The 18,987-nt window shown below is 69.7% G+C and carries 16 protein-coding genes and 1 pseudogene; all 17 read left to right on the top strand.

Features of this window, described 5'->3' with window-relative positions; translation table 11 throughout:
• The first annotated feature begins 196 nt into the window (after positions 1–196).
• Positions 197–649 carry a division/cell wall cluster transcriptional repressor MraZ gene (gene mraZ, locus D7X96_RS21620; RefSeq protein WP_120548791.1) on the top strand — a complete coding sequence of 151 codons (453 nt, stop codon included), beginning with the start codon at positions 197–199 and terminating at the stop codon, positions 647–649.
• A gap of 50 nt (positions 650–699) precedes the next feature.
• Positions 700–1,083, top strand: coding sequence for an STAS domain-containing protein (locus D7X96_RS21615; RefSeq protein WP_120548814.1), 384 nt, complete (start codon positions 700–702; stop codon positions 1,081–1,083).
• 25 nt (positions 1,084–1,108) lie between these two features.
• Positions 1,109–2,014 (top strand): 16S rRNA (cytosine(1402)-N(4))-methyltransferase RsmH, encoded by a 906-nt coding sequence (rsmH, locus tag D7X96_RS21610; protein WP_120548790.1) that lies wholly within the window; start codon positions 1,109–1,111, stop codon positions 2,012–2,014.
• The gene (gene ftsL, locus D7X96_RS21605; RefSeq protein ID WP_120548789.1) at positions 2,011–2,403 is read left to right on the top strand and encodes a cell division protein FtsL; all 393 of its coding nucleotides are present in this window, start codon (positions 2,011–2,013) and stop codon (positions 2,401–2,403) included. The genes rsmH and ftsL overlap by 4 nt, the downstream gene beginning before the upstream one ends.
• Entirely contained in the window at positions 2,400–4,421 is a 2,022-nt protein-coding gene (locus tag D7X96_RS21600) for a PASTA domain-containing penicillin-binding protein (protein WP_120548788.1), read from the top strand. The genes ftsL and D7X96_RS21600 overlap by 4 nt, the downstream gene beginning before the upstream one ends.
• Positions 4,422–4,470: 49 nt before the next feature.
• Complete coding sequence (locus D7X96_RS21595) at positions 4,471–6,009, top strand: UDP-N-acetylmuramoyl-L-alanyl-D-glutamate--2,6-diaminopimelate ligase (protein ID WP_120548787.1); 1,539 nt, start codon at positions 4,471–4,473, stop codon at positions 6,007–6,009.
• A 27-nt stretch (positions 6,010–6,036) separates the two neighbouring features.
• Positions 6,037–7,437 carry a UDP-N-acetylmuramoyl-tripeptide--D-alanyl-D-alanine ligase gene (locus D7X96_RS21590; RefSeq protein WP_121770601.1) on the top strand — a complete coding sequence of 467 codons (1,401 nt, stop codon included), beginning with the start codon at positions 6,037–6,039 and terminating at the stop codon, positions 7,435–7,437.
• Positions 7,437–8,615 (top strand): phospho-N-acetylmuramoyl-pentapeptide-transferase, encoded by a 1,179-nt coding sequence (mraY, locus tag D7X96_RS21585; protein ID WP_120548785.1) that lies wholly within the window; start codon positions 7,437–7,439, stop codon positions 8,613–8,615. The genes D7X96_RS21590 and mraY overlap by 1 nt, the downstream gene beginning before the upstream one ends.
• 33 nt (positions 8,616–8,648) lie before the next feature.
• Positions 8,649–10,019: a UDP-N-acetylmuramoyl-L-alanine--D-glutamate ligase gene (gene murD / locus D7X96_RS21580; protein WP_121770600.1), complete on the top strand. Its 1,371-nt coding sequence runs from the start codon at positions 8,649–8,651 to the stop codon at positions 10,017–10,019.
• Between the two features lie 5 nt (positions 10,020–10,024).
• The gene (gene ftsW / locus D7X96_RS21575; protein WP_120548783.1) at positions 10,025–11,188 is read left to right on the top strand and encodes a putative lipid II flippase FtsW; all 1,164 of its coding nucleotides are present in this window, start codon (positions 10,025–10,027) and stop codon (positions 11,186–11,188) included.
• Positions 11,185–12,336 (top strand): undecaprenyldiphospho-muramoylpentapeptide beta-N-acetylglucosaminyltransferase, encoded by a 1,152-nt coding sequence (gene murG, locus D7X96_RS21570; RefSeq protein WP_121770599.1) that lies wholly within the window; start codon positions 11,185–11,187, stop codon positions 12,334–12,336. Before ftsW ends, murG begins: the two co-directional genes overlap by 4 nt.
• Positions 12,333–13,757 (top strand): UDP-N-acetylmuramate--L-alanine ligase, encoded by a 1,425-nt coding sequence (gene murC, locus D7X96_RS21565; protein WP_120548781.1) that lies wholly within the window; start codon positions 12,333–12,335, stop codon positions 13,755–13,757. The genes murG and murC overlap by 4 nt, the downstream gene beginning before the upstream one ends.
• A 3-nt stretch (positions 13,758–13,760) precedes the next feature.
• Complete coding sequence (gene murB, locus D7X96_RS21560) at positions 13,761–14,693, top strand: UDP-N-acetylmuramate dehydrogenase (protein WP_121770598.1); 933 nt, start codon at positions 13,761–13,763, stop codon at positions 14,691–14,693.
• Positions 14,690–15,646 carry a D-alanine--D-alanine ligase gene (locus D7X96_RS21555; RefSeq protein ID WP_120548779.1) on the top strand — a complete coding sequence of 319 codons (957 nt, stop codon included), beginning with the start codon at positions 14,690–14,692 and terminating at the stop codon, positions 15,644–15,646. The genes murB and D7X96_RS21555 overlap by 4 nt, the downstream gene beginning before the upstream one ends.
• 134 nt (positions 15,647–15,780) lie before the next feature.
• Complete coding sequence (locus tag D7X96_RS21550; protein WP_120548778.1) at positions 15,781–16,638, top strand: cell division protein FtsQ/DivIB; 858 nt, start codon at positions 15,781–15,783, stop codon at positions 16,636–16,638.
• A gap of 43 nt (positions 16,639–16,681) precedes the next feature.
• Positions 16,682–17,917: a cell division protein FtsA gene (ftsA, locus tag D7X96_RS21545; RefSeq protein ID WP_014398878.1), complete on the top strand. Its 1,236-nt coding sequence runs from the start codon at positions 16,682–16,684 to the stop codon at positions 17,915–17,917.
• Positions 17,918–18,263: 346 nt separating this feature from the next.
• Positions 18,264–18,987, top strand: a pseudogene (locus tag D7X96_RS21540) (hypothetical protein); the annotation flags it as partial.

Raw genomic sequence — 18,987 nt, 5'->3', positions numbered from 1 at the left:
CCCCATCCTCAAAGGTAGGCCGCGCGGCGTGTGCCCTGGCGGATGTCCGCCGCCGTGCTCGCGGTGTTTCAGCCTGTTGCGCGGTTTCTTGACCCCCCTGGGGGGGGCGCGTATGTATGCCGGCCGTTAGAGGGGTAAGAAGTGGGAAGGAGTGGTGGTCCGTCCCGTGCTGGGCTGAAAAGGTGGATCGTCCCGCGTGTTCCGAGGCGTCTATGAGCACCAGATCGACGCGAAGGGGCGCACCAGCCTCCCGGCCAAGCTGCGGGAGACGCTGGTGGGCGCCTACGACGAGCGGCTCATCGTCACCACGGCCCTGGACCCCTGCCTCCACGCCTATCCGGTGCGGGAGTGGGAGGCGTTGGAGACCGCGCTCGCCCGGCGCAACCCCATGGAGCCGGGGGTCAAGACGTTGATGCGGCTGTACGTGGCCAGCGCGCAGGAGTGCCCGCTGGACAAGCTGGGACGGTTGCTGATTCCGCCGTCGCTCAGGGCGTACGCGAAGCTGGAGAAGGACGTGGTGTGGGCGGGGATGGTGAAGGTGATTGAGCTTTGGAGCCAGGAAGGCTGGGCGAAGGCGCAGGAGGACGCGCGCCAGGAAGCCACCTCCCCGGACGTGTTGCGGGTGCTGGGCGAGCTGCGCCAGCCGTAGCCAGGAAGTCGACAGCTTCAGGTTTCGCAAAGAGAAGGGTGGGCAGGCGCATGGACCAGGTGCAGGAGGTTCGTCGGAACAGGGCGGTGGTGGCGGCGTCCGAGCGCGTGGAGACGCTGATGCTGGAGGGCGAGCTGGAGGAGGCGGACCTCGTCAAGCTGTGCGAGGACCTGATGCACCGGCTGCACCGGGGCACGCGCCAGGTCGTCCTCGACTTCGCGGACGTCTCCCACCTGAACTACCGGGGCGTGCGCCCGCTGATGGCCCGCGCGGACGCGTTCCGCCGCGCTGGCGGCGACGTGAAGCTGTCCGGGCTGTCGCCGTACCTGGCCGCCATCTTCCGCGCGGCCGGCGCCCATGACGCCTTCGAGCTGTACCCGCACATGAACGATGCCCGGGCCGCCTTCCAGCTCGCGCGCGCTCCCTTCGTCTGACCCTTCGCACCCAAGGCCCCCGCCCGTGGACTTCCAGCACCAGACCGTCCTGCTCCACGAGACGGTGGAGCTGCTGAACCCGGCGGAGGGGAAGATCATCCTCGACGGGACGCTCGGCGGCGGAGGCCACACCCAGGCGCTGCTCGCCCGGGGCGCCACGGTGGTGGGCGTGGACCGGGACCCCGTGGCGCTGGCCGCCGCCACCGCGCGCATGGGGGGCAACCCGCGCTTCCAGGCCCGGCAGGGCAACTTCGCGGACCTCTCCCATGTCGCGCAGGACCTGCTCCCCGTGGACGGCGTGCTGGTGGACCTGGGCGTGTCCTCGCCGCAGCTGGACGTGGCCGAGCGCGGCTTCTCCTTCATGAAGGACGGCCCGCTGGACATGCGCATGGGCGACAGCGGCCTCACCGCCGCGGAGCTCATCGCCGAAACGGACGAGCGCGACCTGGCGAAGCTGCTCAAGGATTTTGGAGAAGAGCCCTTCGCCCGGCCCATCGCGCGGGAGCTGAAGAAGGCGCTGCCCCAGCGCACGCTGGAGGCCGCGGAGGTGGTGAAGCGCGCCGTGCCCCGCAAGGCGTGGCCGGACCGCATCCACGTGGCCACCCGCACCTTCCAGGCGCTGCGCATGGCGGTGAACGGGGAGCTGGAGGCGCTGGACGCGCTGCTCGCCGCGCTGCCCTCGCTGCTGAAGGTGGGCGGCCGCGCCGCGGTCATCGCCTTCCACTCCCTGGAGGACCGGAAGGTGAAGGAAGCCTTCCGCGCCCTGGTGGGCGGATGCACCTGTCCGCCGGGCTTCCCGGTGTGCGTGTGCAACAGCCAGGGTGACTTCGCCCTCGTGTCCAAGAAGGCCGTCGCGGCTTCCGAAGCGGAAGTCGAGGCCAACCCCCGCTCTCGCAGCGCGCACCTGCGCGTGGTGGAGAAAATCCGATGAGCAAGGCCCTCTCGCGTCCCTCCGTGTCCGTGGCCGGCGTGCTGCTGCACCTGTTGCCCGCCGTCATGCTCTTCACCCTGTTCGCTGGCGTGGGCATCCTCCATGTGACGAGCCGCGTGCTGGTGGTGGACATGGGCTACCGCCTGTCCAACGCGGAGGGCGAGAGCCGCTCGCTCACCCGGGAGAACGACCGGCTCAAGCTGGAGCTGGCCACGCTCAAGGCCCCGGCGCGGCTGGAGCGCGTGGCCCGTGAGCAGCTGGGCATGGCCATGCCCAAGGGCAGCGCGGTGGTGTCCCTCGCGGATGAGCGCGTGAAGGGCTCCGGCACCGCGCAGGCCCGTTCGGCGGCCCCGGCCGTCCGCGTGGCGGAGCGGGGGACCGGGCGGTGAGGGACCTCAAGAGCGCGCGGATTCCAGAGTCGAACACGAAGGGGCTCCGGCTGCGGGTCCAGCTCCTGTTCGGGCTGTTCCTGGTGCTCTTGGGCACGGCGTTCGGCCGCGCGGTCTACCTCCAGGTCTTCCAGCAGGAGAAGCTGCGGGGCCTGGCGCAGGACCAGTACGTCCGGCAGATCGACATCCCCGCCCGGCGCGGTGACATCTTCGACCGTCGCGGCACGCCGCTGGCGCAGAGCGTGGAGGTGGACTCCATCTGGGTGGACCCGTCCCTGCTCCCCGACGTGCCGCAGGCGGCCCGGCAGCTCGCCCGCGCCGTGCACATGGACAGCGGTGACCTGGCCGCGCGCCTGTCCCGCGCCAAGCGCTTCGCGTGGGTGAAGCGCCAGGCGAAGCCCCAGGAGGTGGAGGCGGTGAAGGCGCTGGGCCTGCCCGGCCTGGGCTTCACCAAGGAGCCCAAGCGCTTCTATCCCCAGCGCGAGCTGGGCGCGCACATCGTGGGCATGGTGGGCACCGACGGCCACGGCCTGGAGGGCCTGGAGCTGGCCTTCGAGGACGAGCTGTCCGGGCAGAACTCGCGCACCTCCGGCTTCCGGGACGCCAAGGGCCGCAAGCTGATGGTCCAGGGCGCCATGGATCCGCTGGAGCGCCAGGGCGCCGCCGTCACGCTCACGCTGGACCGCCACCTCCAGTACGTCGCGGAGAAGGCGCTGGCCAAGGCGGTGGACGACGCCAAGGCGACGGCGGGCATGGCGGTGGTGCTGGACCCGCGCACCGGAGAGATTCTGGCACTGGCCAACAACCCGCGCTTCAACCCCAACACGCCGGAAGACGGCGTGAAGAACGCCATCCGCAACCGCGCCGCGCTGGACGCCTTCGAGCCCGGCTCCACGATGAAGGCCTTCGTGGTGGCCGCCGCGCTGGAAGAGAAGGCCATCACCGCGGACCAGCTGTTCTTCTGTGAGAACGGCGCCATGCGCATTGGCCGGCACACCATCCGGGACACCCACCCGCACGGCTGGCTCAACGCCCAGGGCATCCTCCAGGTGTCCTCCAACATCTGCGCCGCGAAGGTCGCCGAGGCCCTGGGCCGCGAGAAGTTCGTCGCCGCCTACCACGCCTTCGGCTTCGCGGAGCGCACCGGCCTGGCGCTCACCGGCGAGAGCCGGGGCGTCATCCCGTTTCCGAAATCGGACATCTCCCTGGCCACCCAATCCTTCGGCCAGGGCATGACCTCCACCGCCGTCCAGCTGACGGCGGCCTACGGGGCGTTGGCCAACGACGGCGTCCTGATGCGCCCGTACCTGGTCTCCAAGGTCGTGGACCCGGACGGCGTGGTGCTGCTGGAGAACCAGCCCACGGAGCTGCGCCGGGTCGTTTCCCAGAGGGTGGCGCGGCAGGTCGTGGGCATGCTCGAGAGCGTGGTGGTCAAGGGAGGGACCGCGCCCAAGGCCGCCATGGACGACTACCGGGTGGCCGGAAAGACGGGTACGGCCCAGAAGGCGGACCCCGTGGCACGGGGGTATTCCGACAAACGCATCGCGTCGTTCGCGGGCATGGTGCCAGCCGAGGCCCCGCGCGCCGTGATTCTCGTGGTGGTGGACGAACCCAAGACAGACGTATACGGGGGGAACGTGGCTGCCCCTGCCTTCAAGGAAATCGCTACCGCCGCCATGGCCCACCTGGCCGTGCCCCCGTCCCGCACGGTGGCACCCGCCGAGGTGGCCGCGGCCGCCGTGCCCGTGATGCCCCCTCCGGCATCGAAGGCGCTGGCGAAGGCCGTGCCCGCACGGGCCGGCCTGGAGGATGCGGTGACCGAGACCCCGGAGCCCGGCACGGTGCGTGTGCCGGACGTCCAGGGTCAGGCAGGACGCGAGGCCGTGGTGAAGATGCTCGCCGCGGCGCTGGAGCCACAACTGCAGGGTAGTGGACGAGTCGTATCTCAGACCCCCCCCGCCGGTGCGCTGGTGGAGAAGGGGGCACGGGTGACGCTGGAACTGGCGACGCGGCAATGAGGCCGTGTCCTTTCCAGGCCCCGCAAGCAATGCGTGTGAAGGGGAAGAGATGAAGCTGACGGATGTCCTCGCAGGGTGTGGAGCCGAGCAGACCTCGGGCGGCCGTTCCGCGGTCGACGTCACGGGAGTGACGCAGGATTCGCGGCGCGTGAAGCCGGGGGATCTCTTCATCGCCGTGCCGGGCCTGAAGGAAGACGGGGCCCAGTTCATTGGTGAAGCCGTGTCGCGCGGCGCGGTCGCCGTGGTTTCGGAGAAGCAGGGGCAGTCCTCGCAGGTGCCGTTCTTCAAGGTGAGCAGCGCGCGCAAGGCGCTGGCCCTCATCGCGGCCAACTTCCACGGCCGTCCCGCGGACAAGTTGACGCTGCTGGGCGTCACCGGCACCAACGGGAAGACGACCACCACGTACCTCCTGGAGGCCATCCTCGCCACGGCCGCCATGTACACCGGCTCTCCGGCGCCGGGCGTCATCGGGACGCTGGGCTACAAGTTCGGCGGCAAGACGACGGAGCTGGCCAACACCACGCCGGACCCGCTGGAGCTGCACCGCATCTTCCGCGAGATGGTGGACGCGGGCGTGGAGACGGTGGTGATGGAGGTCTCCAGCCACGCGCTCGCGCAGGAGCGCGTGCACGGGCTCACCTTCAAGGCCGCGGGCTTCAGCAACCTGTCGCGCGACCACCTAGACTACCACAAGGACCTGGAGGAGTACTTCCAGGTGAAGCGCAAGCTCTTCGTGGAGAACCTGGGCGCCTCCGGCACCGCCGTGGTGAATGGCGACGACACCTTCGCCAGCCGCATCTACACGGAGCTGCGCAACCAGAAGCGCATGGCGTGGAAGTTCAGCCGCACGGGCGCGGGTGAAATCTCCGCCGCGGACGCCAGCTACTCGCTCAAGGGCATCGAGGCCACCCTGAAGACGCCCGCGGGCGACATCAAGGTCAAGAGCAAGCTCTTGGGGCCCCACAACCTGGAGAACATCATGCTCGCCGCCGGCATCGCGCTGGGCGCGGGCATCAGCCGCTCGGACGTGAAGAGCGGCATCGAGCTCGTCACCGGCGTGGCCGGCCGCATGGACCGTGCGGAGAACCACCGCGGCGGCCCGGCTCCGGCCGTGCTGGTGGACTACGCGCACACGGATGACGCGCTCAAGCGCTCCATCGAGGCGGCGCGCGCGCTGGCCAAGGGCCGCGTCATCGTCGTCTTCGGCTGCGGTGGCGACCGCGACAAGGGCAAGCGCCCGCTGATGGGCACCGTGGCCGCGGAAGGCGCGGACCTGGTGATGGTCACCAGCGACAACCCGCGCACGGAGGACCCGGAGACCATCATCTCCGAGGTCACGCCGGGCCTGGAGAAGGGCGGCCTGCGCCGCATCTCCGAGGGCAAGGCGAAGAACGGGGAGAAGGGCTACCTGGTGGACGCGGACCGCCGCGCCGCCATCGAGCAGGTCATCAACCTGGCCAAGGACGACGACGTCGTCCTCATCGCCGGCAAGGGCCACGAGACCTACCAGACGGTGGGCACCGAGAAGCTCAAGTTCGACGACCGCGAGGTCGCCGCGCGCGCGCTGGCCAACCGCATCCCGGGCTGAACCGGCCCAAGGCCACACCCCCCCTCCATGGCCGCTCGATTCTCCGATGACGAGGTGGTGCAGGCGACGGGTGCGACCCGTCGCGGGGAGCCCGTGGAAGCGGGCTTCCCCGCCGTCTGCACCGACACGCGGTCGCTCACCCCCGGGTGCCTCTTCGTGGCACTGCAAGGTGAGCGCTTCGACGCCCACGACTTCGTGGACGGTGCTCAGCGCCAGGGAGCGGCCGGGGCGGTGGTGAAGCGGGGGAGGGCGCTGCCGGCCCTGCCCCCGGGCTTCGCGCTGTACGAAGTGGAGGACACCCTGGCCGCGCTGGGCGGCCTGGGCGCGCTGCACCGCCGCCGCTTCCGCATCCCGGTCGCGGCGGTGGGGGGCTCCAACGGGAAGACGACCACCAAGGAGATGGTGGGCGCCATCCTGGCCACGCGCGGCCCCGCGCTGAAGACGGAAGGCAACTTCAACAACGAGGTGGGCGTCCCGCTCACGCTCTTCCGGCTGGAGCCGTCCCACGTGGCGGCCGTCATCGAAGTGGGGATGAACCAGCCGGGCGAAATCGAAAGGCTCACCCGCAAGGTGCAGCCGGACGCCGGTGTCATCACCGTCGTCCAGCCGGAGCACCTGGAGGGGCTGGGCAGCCTGGAGGGCGTGGCGGAGGCGGAAGGGGAGATGTTCCGCGAGCTGCTGCCCCAGGCCACCGCGGTCATCAACCTGGACGACGCGCTCATCGTGCGTCAGGCCGCGCGCAGCGGCGCGAAGCAGCTGACGTTCGGCCGGACGGAAGGGGCGGACGTGCGCCTCACGGCGGTCCACACGCTGGGCCGCGACGGCATGGTGGCCACCGTGCGCTACCAGGGGAAGGACTGGCCGGTGCGCCTGCACTTCGTGGGGCCGCACAACGCGCAGAACGCGACGGCGGCGTTCGCGACGGCGCTGGCCCTGGGCTACTCCCCGGAGGAGTGCGTGAAGGGCCTGGAGTCCGCGCGGCCGTACGCGCGAAGGCTCAACATCGTGGACGGCCGCAACGGCGTCACGGTGGTGGACGACTGCTACAACGCCAACCCGGCCTCCATGGAGGCCGCGCTCGTCACGCTGGGCACGCTGGTGCCGGACGGTGGCCGGGCGGTGGCGGTGCTGGGCGACATGCTGGAATTGGGCGCGGGCGAGGCGGAGGAGCATGCCCGGCTGGGTGAGCTCGTCGCGCGGCACGCGAAGCTGGTCGCGTTCTTCGGCCCCCGCTCCGCGGGCGGCCTGGGCAGCGCGGACATGGGAGATTCCGCCGCCCACTTCACCGAAGTGGAGCCATTGGTGGCGTGGTTGACGCCCCGGCTCTCTCCCGGTGACGTGGTGCTGGTGAAGGCCAGTCGCGGCATGCGATTGGAGCGCGTGGTGGCCGCCCTGACCGGCGCCGCACCCCCCGGAGGGAGTCACTAGTGCTGTACCTTCTGTACGAGCTCATCCAGAACACCGAGGCCGGGCGCGTCCTCAACTTCCTGCGCTACCCGACCTTCCGCATCATCGCCGCGGGCGTCTTCGCCCTGCTCCTGGGGATGCTCATTGGCCCGCGCCTCATCGCGCGGCTGCGCCTGAAGCAGCACGGGCAGAGCAACGTGCGCGAGGACACCCCGGACAGCCACCAGAAGAAGAAGGGCACGCCCACCATGGGTGGCGCGCTCATCCTCATCTGCATCGCGGCGGGCACGCTGCTGTTCGCGGACCTGAAGTCGCGCGGCGTCTGGGTGATGATCCTCCTCACCTTCGGCTACGGCTTCATCGGCTTCCTGGATGACTGGCTGAAGCTGTCCAAGCGCAACTCCAAGGGCCTGGCCGGGCGCAAGAAGATGGCGCTGCAGACGCTCTTCTTCCTCGTCGCCATCTTCGGCCTGATGTGCACGTGGACGAAGCCGGACGGCTCCTTCGGGCCCACGCTGCTCATCGACACGCGGTTGACGCTGCCCTTCGTGCCATCCCATTGGTTCAACCCGGACCTGGGCTGGTTCTACGTCGTGTTCGCGTGGATCGTGATTGTGGGCACGTCCAACGCGGTGAACCTCACGGACGGCCTGGACGGCCTGGCCATCGTGCCCACCATCGTGTCGGCGGTGACCTTCTGCGTGCTCTGCTACGTGGCGGGCACCACGCTGCACATCGCGGACACGGAGACGGTGAACGGCGTCGCCAGGCTCACGGCCACGCCGCTGTACCGCTACCTGGGCATCCTCCAGGTGCCGGGCGGCGCGGAATTGGCCGTCTTCTGCGCGAGCATCGTGGGCGCGGGCATCTCCTTCCTCTGGTTCAACACCTACCCGGCGTCCGTGTTCATGGGCGACATCGGCTCGCTGGCCCTGGGCGGTGCGCTGGGCGCGCTGGCGGTGTTCTCCAAGAACGAGGTGGTGTCCGCCATCATCCACGGCATCTTCTTCGCGGAGGCGCTCTCCGTGATGATCCAGGTGGCGTCCTTCAAGATGACGGGCCGGCGCGTCTTCAAGATGGCCCCGGTGCACCACCACTTCGAGCTCAAGGGCATGGCCGAGCCGAAGATCATCGTGCGTTTCTGGATTGTCGCCATCCTCTGTGGTGGCGTGGCCCTGCTGTCCCTGAAACTGCGCTAGTCGCTTTGCCCCATCTCGAGGTCGGCCCGCCCCATGAATCCCTCGCTGTCCGGTCGGAATGTCGCGGTGTTCGGGCTGGCCAAGAGCGGCGTCGCGGCGCTGCGGCTGCTGGTCCAGCACGGCGCGAAGGTGACGGCGCTGGACGCGCGCTCCGAGGACGCGCTCGGTGACGTCGCGAAGGAGCTGCACGCGAAGGGCGTGACGCTCGTCACCGGCGCCACGCCCCCGGGGCTGCTCACCCGCCAGGACCTGGTGGTGGTGAGCCCGGGCGTGCCCTTGTCCCTGCCGGAGCTGGAGGCCGCGCGCACGTCCGGCGTCCCCGTCTGGGGCGAAATCGAACTCGCGGGCCGCTTCCTCACGGGCACGCGCTTCCTGGGCATCACCGGCACCAACGGCAAGAGCACCACCACGGCGCTCACCGGTGAGCTGTACGCGAAGGCGGGCCTGCGCACCTTCGTGGGCGGCAACCTGGGGCGCCCGCTGGCGGAAGCCGCCATGTCCCCCGGGGACTGGGACGCGCTGGTGGTGGAGCTGTCCAGCTTCCAGCTGGAGGGCATCCACCAGCTCAAGCCCACGGGCGCGGCCATCCTCAACCTCACGCCGGACCACCTGGACCGCTACGCCAACCACGCCGAGTACGGCGCGGCCAAGGCGCGCATCTTCATGAACCAGGACGCCGGCAGCGACTTCGCCGTGGTGAACGCGGACGACGCGGCGGTGATGGGGCTGGCGGCCTCCGCGCGCGCGCCCGTGTACGGCTTCTCCATGACGGGCCGTCCGGTGGTGGACGCGCCGAAGCTGGCGGGCCTGGCCATCGCGCGCTCCGGCGGCTTCGAGCTGGAGTTCGCGGGCGAGTCCTACACGCTCACCAACCGCTCGCTGCGCGGCGCGCACAACGCGCAGAACGCGATGGCGGCGGCGCTGCTGGCGCGGCTGGGCGGCGTGGAGCAGGCCGCGGTGCAGGCGGGCCTGGACAGCTACCCGGGCCTGGCGCACCGGCTGGAAAGCGTGCGCGTGCTGGACGGCGTGGAGTGGGTGAACGACTCCAAGGCCACCAACGTGGACTCCGTGCTGGTGGCGCTCAAGGCCTTCGCCGGTGACGTGTGGCTCATCGCGGGCGGCAAGGGCAAGGGCGCGCCGTACGCGCCCATGGTGGAGGCGGGGCAGGGCAAGGTGAAGGGCGTGCTGACCATTGGCCAGGACGCGGACGCGCTGGCGCGGGCGTACGCCAACGACGCGCCGGTGCACGCGTGCGGCACGCTGGCGCAGGCGGTGGCCAAGGCGCGTGAGGTGGCGAGGGCAGGGGACACGGTCCTCTTGTCCCCGGCGTGCGCGTCGTACGACCAGTTCAAGAACTTCGAGGACCGGGGCGACACGTTCAAGCGCCTGGTCGGGGCGCTCTGACCGTGATGAAGACCTCTCCTCCGGCCGCCCCCGTGCGGTTCGATCCGATTCTTCTGTGCGCGGTGCTGGCGCTGGTGTCGCTGGGCCTGGTGATGACGTACTCGGCCAGCGCGGTGCTGGCGCAGGACAAGCTGGGCGACAGCCTCTACTTCCTCAAGCGGCAGCTGTCCGCCGCGGGCCTGGGCCTCGTGGCCATGGCGGTGGCCATGAAGCTGGGGTGGCGGAAGCTGGCGCGGCTGGCGTACCCGCTGCTGCTCGTCGCCATCGTGCTGCTCATCGCGGTCGCCATCCCCGGCATCGGCACCACGGCGGGCGGCGCGCGGCGGTGGATCCGCCTGCCGGGCTTCAGCCTCCAGCCGGCGGAAGTGGCCAAGTTCGCGTGGCTCGTCTACCTGTCCTATTCGCTGGCGAAGAAGCGGGAGAAGGTGGCCACGTTCTCCATTGGCTTCCTGCCGCACCTGGCCCTGTGCGGCATCCTGGTGCTGCTGTGCATGCTCCAGCCGGACTTCGGCAGCAGCGTGCTGCTGGTGTTCATGCTCTTCGTGCTGCTGTTCGCGGCGGGCACGAAGCTGTCGTACCTGGTGGGCTCCATCCTGCTCGCGCTGCCCTTGGCCTTCGTCGCCATCGCGACCAGCCCCTACCGCATGAAGCGCATCCTCGCGTTCCTGGACCCGTGGGCCCACCGGCACGACGTGGGCTACCAGGTGGCGGAGTCGCTGATGTCCATCGGCTCGGGCGGCATCACCGGCCTGGGGCTGGGGGACGGCCGGCAGAAGCTGTTCTTCCTGCCGGAGGCGCACACGGACTTCATCTTCTCCATCCTCGGTGAGGAGCTGGGGCTGATTGGCGTGGGGCTCCTGGTGGTGCTGTACGCCATTGTCCTGTGGCGCGGCATCCGCGCGGCCCTGGCGGCGGGGGAGACCTTCGGCACGTACCTGGGCCTGGGCATCAGCTCCATCATCGCGTTCCAGGCCACGGTGAACATGTGCGTGGCCATGGGCCTGTTGCCCACGAAGGGCCTGACGCTGCCGTTCGTGTCCTACGGCGGCACGTCGCTGGTGGTGCTGATGGGCTCGGCGGGCGTGCTCCTGTCGCTCAGCGCGAACACGCAGGGCGCGACGCGGCCGGTGCGCACGGGCACGACGGACCTGCGGGAGGTGACGGCGTGAAGGTGCTCATCGCGGGCGGCGGCACCGGAGGCCATCTGTTCCCGGGCATCGCGCTGGCGGAGGAGGTCGTCACCCGCCACCCCGCCAACGAAGTGGTGTTCGTGGGCACGGAGAAGGGCCTGGAGGCGCGCGTGGTGCCCAAGGAGGGCTACCCGCTGGAGTTCGTGAAGGTGCAGGGGCTCAAGGGCAAGGGCTTCCTCGGCCTGCTCAAGGGGCTCATCGCGCTGCCCCTGGCGTTCCTCGCGTCGTTCCGCATCCTGTCGCGCCAGAAGCCGGACGTGGTGGTGGGCGTGGGCGGTTACGCGAGCGGGCCGGTGGTGCTGGCCGCGTGGCTGATGGGCATCCCCACCGCCATCCAGGAGCAGAACGCGCTGCCCGGCCTCACCAACAAGGTGCTGGGCCGCATCGTGAAGGTCGTCTTCACCGCCTTCGAGGAAGCGCGCACGTTCTTCCCGGAAGCCAAGGTGCAGATGATTGGCAACCCCATCCGCAAGAAGCTGATGGACAACTACCTGCGCAGCAACACCGCGCACGAGAAGTTCACCGTCCTCATCTTCGGCGGCAGCCTGGGCGCGCGCGGCCTCAACAACCGCGTGCTGGAGGCGCTGGACTCGCTGGGCGACGTGAAGGACCAGCTCTCCATCGTCCACCAGACGGGGAAGCTGGACCTGGAGAACGTGACGAAGGGCTACGCGGACAAGGGCTTCGCGGACGTGGCCCAGGTGGTGGAGTTCATCGACGACATGTCCTCCGCCTACTCCAGGGCGGACCTGGTCATCTGCCGCGCGGGCGCCACGTCCCTGGCGGAGCTGACGGTGTGCAAGAAGCCCAGCATCCTGGTGCCCTTCCCGCACGCCACGGACAACCACCAGGAGGTGAATGCCCGGGCGCTGGTGGACGCGGGCGCGGCCCTCATGTTCCGCGAGTCGGAGCTCACCGGCCTGAAGCTGGCGGCAGAGCTGCGCGGCCTGATGACGGACCCCGCGAAGCTCAAGCAGATGGCGAAGAAGGCGGGCATCCTCGGCCGCCCGGCCGCCGCGAAGGAGCTGGCGGACGTGTGCGTGGACCTGACCACCCAGGCCTGGGGCCCGGGTGGACGCGACCGCGGACCGAAGGACGTGAAGAAGGCACCCGGGAGCAAGGCATGAGCAGCAAGACCGTCAGCAACAAGCCCGGCAGCCTCTTCAAGACGCGCCACGCGGCGCACGTGCACTTCGTGGGCGTGGGCGGCATTGGCATGAGCGGCATCGCGGAGGTGCTGCTCAACCTGGGCTACCGCGTCTCCGGCTCGGACCTGCGCGAGAGCGACATCACCCGCCGCCTGGCGAAGCTGGGCGCCACGCTCTACGAGGGCCACCGCGCCTCCAACCTGGTGCACGCGGACGTGGTCGTCATCTCCTCCGCGGTGCGCAAGGACAACCCGGAGGTGGTGACGGCGCGCCAGCGCAAGATTCCCGTCATCCCTCGCGCGGAGATGCTCGCGGAGTTGATGCGCCTGAAGTACGCGGTCGCCGTCGCCGGCAGCCACGGCAAGACGACGACGACGTCCATGGTGGCCACGGTGCTGTCCGCGGCGGGCCTGGACCCCACGGCGGTGGTGGGCGGCAAGGTGAACGTGCTCGACTCCAACGCCAAGCTGGGCAAGAGCGAGCTGATGGTGGTGGAGGCGGACGAGTCCGACGGCAGCTTCCTCAAGCTGCACCCGTCCATCGCGGTCGTCACCAACATCGACCCGGAGCACATGGACCACTACGGCAACCTGGAGACGCTCCAGTCCGCCTTCGTGGAGTTCTGCAACCGGGTTCCCTTCTACGGCCTCAACGTGCTGTGCCTGGACAACCCCAACGTCCAGGCGCTGCTGCCTCGCATCGAGAAGCGCTTCGTCACCTACGGCAGCTCGCACATGGCGGACTACCGGCTGGAGGGCATCGCGCTGGACGGCTTCACCACCACCTTCCGCGCCTTCCGCCGCGACGAGGACCTGGGCGAGTTCCGCGTGCGCATGGTGGGCGCGCACAACGCCTTCAACGCGCTGGCGGTGGTGGCCATCGCGGAGGAGATGGACATCCCGCTGGAGACGGTGCGCTCCGCGCTGGCCGAGTTCGGCGGCGTGCAACGCCGCTTCACCGTGCGCGGCGAGGTGGGCGGCGTCACCGTGGTGGACGACTACGGGCACCACCCCACGGAGGTCATGGCCACGCTGTCCGGCGCGCGCCGCGCCTTCGGCCGCCGGGTGGTGGCCGCCTTCCAGCCGCACCGCTACACGCGCACGCACGACCTGATGAAGGAGTTCGCCACCGCGTTCAACGACGCGGACGTGCTCTTCGTCACCAGCGTCTACGCGGCGGGCGAGGAGCCCATCCCCGGCGCCACCGGCGACGCGCTGGCGGAGGCCATCCGCGCGCACGGCCACCGCGACGTGACGTTCGTGGAGAAGCGCGCGGACGTGGCGAAGGCGCTCCACGAGCGCGTGCGCGAGGGCGACCTGGTGCTGACGCTGGGCGCGGGCGACATCACCCAGGTGGGGCCGGACCTGCTGAACCTGATGGGCGCGGCGAAGGGCGGGTAGGGGATGCAGGCGGGTGAGGTGACACCGCTCGCGGCGCGCGTGGCGCGGCTGCCGGGCCTGGACGTCAAGCCGGGCGAGCCCCTGGCGCCGCTCATCAGCGTGCGCGTGGGCGGGCCGGCGGAGGCCCTGGTGCGGCCCCGCTCTCCGGACGCGCTGGTGGACCTGCTGCGCCTGGCCCGTGAAGAAGGCATCCCCGTCACGGTGCTGGGCGGCGGGGCCAACACGCTGGTGGGCGACGGCGGCGTGCCGGGGCTCACTGTGAAGCTGCCCCCGGATTTGTTCCCGGAGGCGCTGGACGTGGGCCCGGACGACGGCCGGGTGACGCTGGGCACGGGCGCGGCCATTGCCCGGCTGGTGAACGTCATGCGCGCGCAGGGGCTGGTGGGCGCGGAGTTCCTCGCGGGCATCCCCGGCACCCTGGGCGGCGCCGTCACCATGAACGCCGGCACCAAGAACGGCGAGTGCTTCCGCGTGGTGGAGGCGATTGAGGTCGCCACCGCGGACGGGGTGGGGTGGCTGGACAAAGCGCAGGTGCCCCACACCTACCGTCACGCCACGCTGCCCGCTGGAGGTATCGTCACCCGCGTGCGCTTCCATCTTCCCAAGGGCGATGTCGTGGCCAGCAAGGCGGCCATGGACGCGGACCTGGGCTACAGGAAGCGCACGCAGCCCTTGAGTCAGCCCAACTTCGGCAGCGTGTTCACCAACCCGCCGGGCGACCACGCCGGGCGGCTGATTGAACTCGTGGGCCTGAAGGGGCACACCCTGGGGCGCGCGCAGGTGTCCACCCTGCACGCCAATTGGATCGTCAACCTGGGCGGCGCCGCCGCTCGCGACGTGCGGGGCCTCATCACCCTGATGCAAGAGCGGGTGAAGGAAGCCACCGGCGTCGTCATGCACCCCGAAGTCAAGTTCGTCGGAGTCTTCCTGCCATGAACATCGGTCCCCGAGGCTTCACCCCCGCTGAGTTGAAGGCCAAGCGCGTCGGCGTGCTGTATGGCGGCCTCTCCAGTGAGCGCGAGGTGTCGCTGCGCACGGGCGCCGCGGTGTCGGGGGCCCTCAAGGGCCTGGGCTACGACGTGGTGGAAATCGACGTGGGCAAGGACCTGCCCGCGCGCCTCATCGCGGAGAAGGTGGACGTGGCGTGGCTCGCGCTGCACGGCCGCTTCGGCGAGGACGGCTGCATCCAGGGCCTGCTGGAGGCCATGTTCATCCCCTACACCGGCAGCGGCGTGATGGCGTCCGCCGTGGGCATGGACAAGGTGTACGCGAAGGAGATCTTCGTCGCGCGCGGCATCCCCACGCCGCCCTACCGCGCCTTCACCACGGCGGAGGCGGCGCTCGCGGAGGCGGACCGGCTGCCGTTCCCCTTCCCGGTGGTGGTGAAGCCCAGCCGCGAGGGCAGCAGCGTGGGCGTGCACATCTGCAAGACGCGCGAGGACTACACCGCCGCCGTCCAGGACGCGGCGAAGCACGCGGGCACGCTCCTGGTGGAGCAGTTCATCAAGGGCCGGGAAGTGCAGGGCGGCGTGCTGGACAACGAGGCCCTGGGCGTCATCGAAGTGAAGGCCGCCCGCGAGTTCTACGACTACGAAGCCAAGTACCAGGCCGGCAGCGGTACTCAGTATCTCTTCCCCGCGCCGCTGCCCCCGGACCTGTACGCGCGCGTCAATGAAGTCTCCCTGGGCGCCCACAAGGCGCTGGGGTGCTCCGGCGGGTCGCGCTCGGACGTCATCGTCACGGAGAGTGGCGACGTGTTCCTGCTGGAAATCAACACGCTGCCCGGAATGACGGCCTCCAGCCTCCTGCCCAAAATCGCGGCGGGGCGGGGCATCGACTTCCCGGCCCTCTGTGAGCGGCTGCTCCAGGGCGCTTCGCTCAAGGCCTGAGCCGCTGCGCGTTCTTTCCTGGAGTTCCGGCCTCTTGTGAGGCCGGCGTGTCCCCCCGTGCCGCTACAGCGACGTGCCTGTAGCCAAAAACTGGCGTGGTTCGACGTCCGCACGCAGCATGCGCCTCCCTAGTCATGGCCTTCGGAAAATCCAAGAACCGCCGCCGCCTGGACGCCGCACCGCGCAATGACGCGGTGAAGGGCGCGGTCCGTTCGCACGGGCCGTCGGTGGCGAAGGCGCTGGGACTGGCGGTGGCGACGGCGGGGCTCATCTGGGGCTCCATGGAGCTGCGCGCCTGGGCGGTGGTGTCGCCCCGCTTCGCGCTGGAGCAGGTGAACTTCACCGGCCTGGAGCGCGCGTCGCGCCCGGAGCTCTTGAAGCTGTCCGGCCTGACGGCGGGGCAGAACCTGTGGACGCTGGACACGGCCGCGCTGGCGCGGGCCATGGGGCAGCACCCGTGGATTCGCACGGTGGAGGTGACGCGGCGGTTTCCGCGCGGGGTGTCCGTGGAGGTGACGGAGCACGCACCCGCGGCGCTGGCGGTGCTGGGCGACCTCTACGTCCTGGACGAGGAGGGCGAGCCCTTCAAGCGCGTCACCCCGGGGGACGGGCTGGACTTGCCGCTCGTCACCGGCATGGAGCGCGATGCGTACGTGGCGGACCCGGACGCGGTGCGTTCGAAGTTCCGCGAGGCGCTGGATGTAACCCGTGCTTATGCGCGGCTGTTGCCGGGACGATCCGAGCGGCTTTCTGAAGTGCGCCTGGAGAACACCGGGCTTGCGCTGGTGACGGCGACGGGGCAGGAGGTGCGCCTCGGTGCTGGCGATACGGAAGTCAAGCTCCAGCGGCTGGCGCGCGTTCGACGCGAGCTCAGCACAAGGGGGCTTGCAGCCGCGATCATTCGCCTGGATAACCGTGCCCGACCGGGTTGGGTGGCGGTGAGGCTTTCGAGTGGGTCCGACTCCGTGCGGAGCGGGGACTCGACGCAGTGAGGATGCTTCCTTCACGAAAGTGAGGGAGCCTGGGAGGAGTCACATGGCGAAGCAGAAGTCGGGGGAGATCATCGTCGGCCTCGACATCGGCACGACGAAGATCTGCGCCATCGTCGGCGAGCTGACCGATAGCGGTATCGACATCATCGGTATCGGCACGCATCCGTCGAAGGGATTGCGCAAGGGCGTCGTGGTCAATATCGAGGCCACGGTGTCGTCCATCCGGCGCGCCGTGGAGGAAGCCGAGCTGATGGCCGGGGCGGAGATCTCCCACGTCTACACGGGGATCGCCGGCGGCCACATCAAGGGCTTCAACTCCCAGGGCATCGTCGCGGTGAAGGACAAGGAGGTCCGCGACGCGGACATCGCGCGCGTCATCGACGCGGCGAAGGCGGTGGCCATCCCGCTGGACCGGGAGGTCATCCACGTCCTGCCGCAGGAGTTCATCATCGACGACCAGGGCGGCATCAAGGAGCCCCTGGGCATGGCCGGCGTGCGCCTGGAGGCCAAGGTGCACATCGTCACGGGCGCCGTCTCCAGCGCGCAGAACATCGTCAAGTGCGCCAACCGCACGGGCCTGAACGTCTCCGACATCGTGCTCCAGCCGCTGGCCTCCGCCGAAGCCGTGCTGAGCGAGGACGAGAAGGAGCTGGGCGTGTGCCTCGTCGACATCGGCGGCGGCACCACGGACATCGCCATCTTCTCTGGCGGCTCCATCGTCCACACGGCGGTCATCGCCCTGGGCGGCAACAACCTGACGAGCGACATCGCCATCGGCCTGCGCACCCCCGCGCACGAGGCCGAGCGCATCAAGCAGAAGTACGGCTGCGCGCTCGCGTCCATGATCAACAAGGACGAGACGATTGAAGTGCCCAGCGTGGGCGGCCGTCAGCCGCGCGTGCTTGGCCGGCAGATCCTCTCCGAGATCCTGGAGCCGCGCGTGGAGGAGATCTTCCAGCTCGTGCACCGCGAGATCCAGAAGTGCGGCTACGAGGACCTGCTCGCGTCCGGCATCGTGATTACGGGCGGCTCCACGCTGCTCGCGGGCATGCCGGAGCTGGCGGAAGAGGTGCTGGGCCTGCCGGTGCGCCGGGGCATGCCGCGCGGCATTGGCGGTCTGGTGGACGTGGTGAAGAGCCCCATGTACGCCACGGGCGTGGGCCTGGTCGTCTACGGCGCCAAGCACATGGACCGCCGCATGTTCCGCATCCGCGAGGACGGCAACGTCTACAAGAAGGTGAAGGGCCGGATGCGCGAGTGGCTGGAAGAGATCTTCTAGTCCGGCTTCCGGAAGCGTAACGCGCTGAGCCAGGGGCTCCCTTCGGGGGGCCTTTTCGCGTTTCTGGAGGCCGCGTGTCCGGGCCCTGGATTGACGCGTCAGAGAGGACGCTGACGCGTCAGTCCAGGACGCGGAGTGTTTTCCAGATTCCAGAATGTGGATCCGGGTTCCGGACGGCCGCCCTAAGCACGGGCAACCAGCCGTGCAAGTTCCAGGATTTGGACGGACAGTGAATCCGACAGAGGATGGCGCCGGGCTTGCTTAGGGAGCCCGCTGGCTCTCGGACCGGATTCCTCCGTGTTCCTGGTGAGCCTCTGAACCTATGACTCCACACAAGATTTCGCGGTTGCTGACGCCCCTACAGGGAGTACGCGGCTCCGCCGCGGCGCTGTTGGCCCTGCTGTGCGCCGTATTCGCGGCGCCACCCGCGTTCGCGGATCCGGACAACTTCGGCAACGGTAACGGACACAACGGCGCGCTGACGGTGACCACGGCGAACCGGGTCATCAACACGTACACGCGGCTGACGGCCAATGCCAACGCAGGCGCCACCACCGTCTCGGTGAACTCCATCACGGGATTCGCCGTGGGCGACCTGATCATGGTCTTCCAGTCCACCGGCTACACGGGGACTGTGGTGACTGGAGCTCAGGCGCCGTTCGACGCCGCAGCGACCCCGGTGGGAAACTGGAACTTCGCGCGTGTGACGGCGCGAGCCGGGACAACCCTGACGTTCGCTCCTGCGCTGACGTCGAACTTCACCGGAAGCCCTCCGGACAACGACATCACCCTTCGTAGCTCTGCGCAGGTCATCCGGGTTCCTGAATACACAGACGTGACCATCAATGCTGGGGCCAGCCTCAGCGCGAGGGCCTGGTCCAGTGATGCCGAGTTCCGGGACACCGTGGGTGGCCTCGTGGTGTTCTTCGCGACGGGAACGGTGACAAACAACGGCACCATCTCTGCGGCTGGCGCTGGTTTCCGAGGCGGCGAGAAGTTCAACGGCTCAGGAGACAGCTGCACCCAGCTCGACGAGGAGTGGGAGGGCGGGGCGATGACTGTCTCTTATA

The organism is Corallococcus interemptor, assembly GCF_003668875.1.
In the GTDB taxonomy this organism is placed as follows: Bacteria; Myxococcota; Myxococcia; order Myxococcales; family Myxococcaceae; genus Corallococcus; species Corallococcus interemptor.
This window is presented reverse-complemented; position numbering and strand designations above follow the sequence as displayed.

Excerpts from the sequence above, each read along its gene's own strand:
- D7X96_RS21615 (WP_120548814.1), top strand. The coding sequence starts at position 700 with ATGGACCAGGTGCAGGAGGTTCGTCGGAACAGGGCGGTGGTGGCGGCG.
- ftsL (WP_120548789.1), top strand. The coding sequence starts at position 2,011 with ATGAGCAAGGCCCTCTCGCGTCCCTCCGTGTCCGTGGCCGGCGTGCTG.
- D7X96_RS21595 (WP_120548787.1), top strand. The coding sequence starts at position 4,471 with ATGAAGCTGACGGATGTCCTCGCAGGGTGTGGAGCCGAGCAGACCTCG.
- D7X96_RS21590 (WP_121770601.1), top strand. The coding sequence starts at position 6,037 with ATGGCCGCTCGATTCTCCGATGACGAGGTGGTGCAGGCGACGGGTGCG.
- murD (WP_121770600.1), top strand. The coding sequence starts at position 8,649 with ATGAATCCCTCGCTGTCCGGTCGGAATGTCGCGGTGTTCGGGCTGGCC.
- ftsW (WP_120548783.1), top strand. The coding sequence starts at position 10,025 with ATGAAGACCTCTCCTCCGGCCGCCCCCGTGCGGTTCGATCCGATTCTT.
- murC (WP_120548781.1), top strand. The coding sequence starts at position 12,333 with ATGAGCAGCAAGACCGTCAGCAACAAGCCCGGCAGCCTCTTCAAGACG.
- murB (WP_121770598.1), top strand. The coding sequence starts at position 13,761 with ATGCAGGCGGGTGAGGTGACACCGCTCGCGGCGCGCGTGGCGCGGCTG.
- D7X96_RS21555 (WP_120548779.1), top strand. The coding sequence starts at position 14,690 with ATGAACATCGGTCCCCGAGGCTTCACCCCCGCTGAGTTGAAGGCCAAG.
- D7X96_RS21550 (WP_120548778.1), top strand. The coding sequence starts at position 15,781 with ATGGCCTTCGGAAAATCCAAGAACCGCCGCCGCCTGGACGCCGCACCG.
- ftsA (WP_014398878.1), top strand. The coding sequence starts at position 16,682 with ATGGCGAAGCAGAAGTCGGGGGAGATCATCGTCGGCCTCGACATCGGC.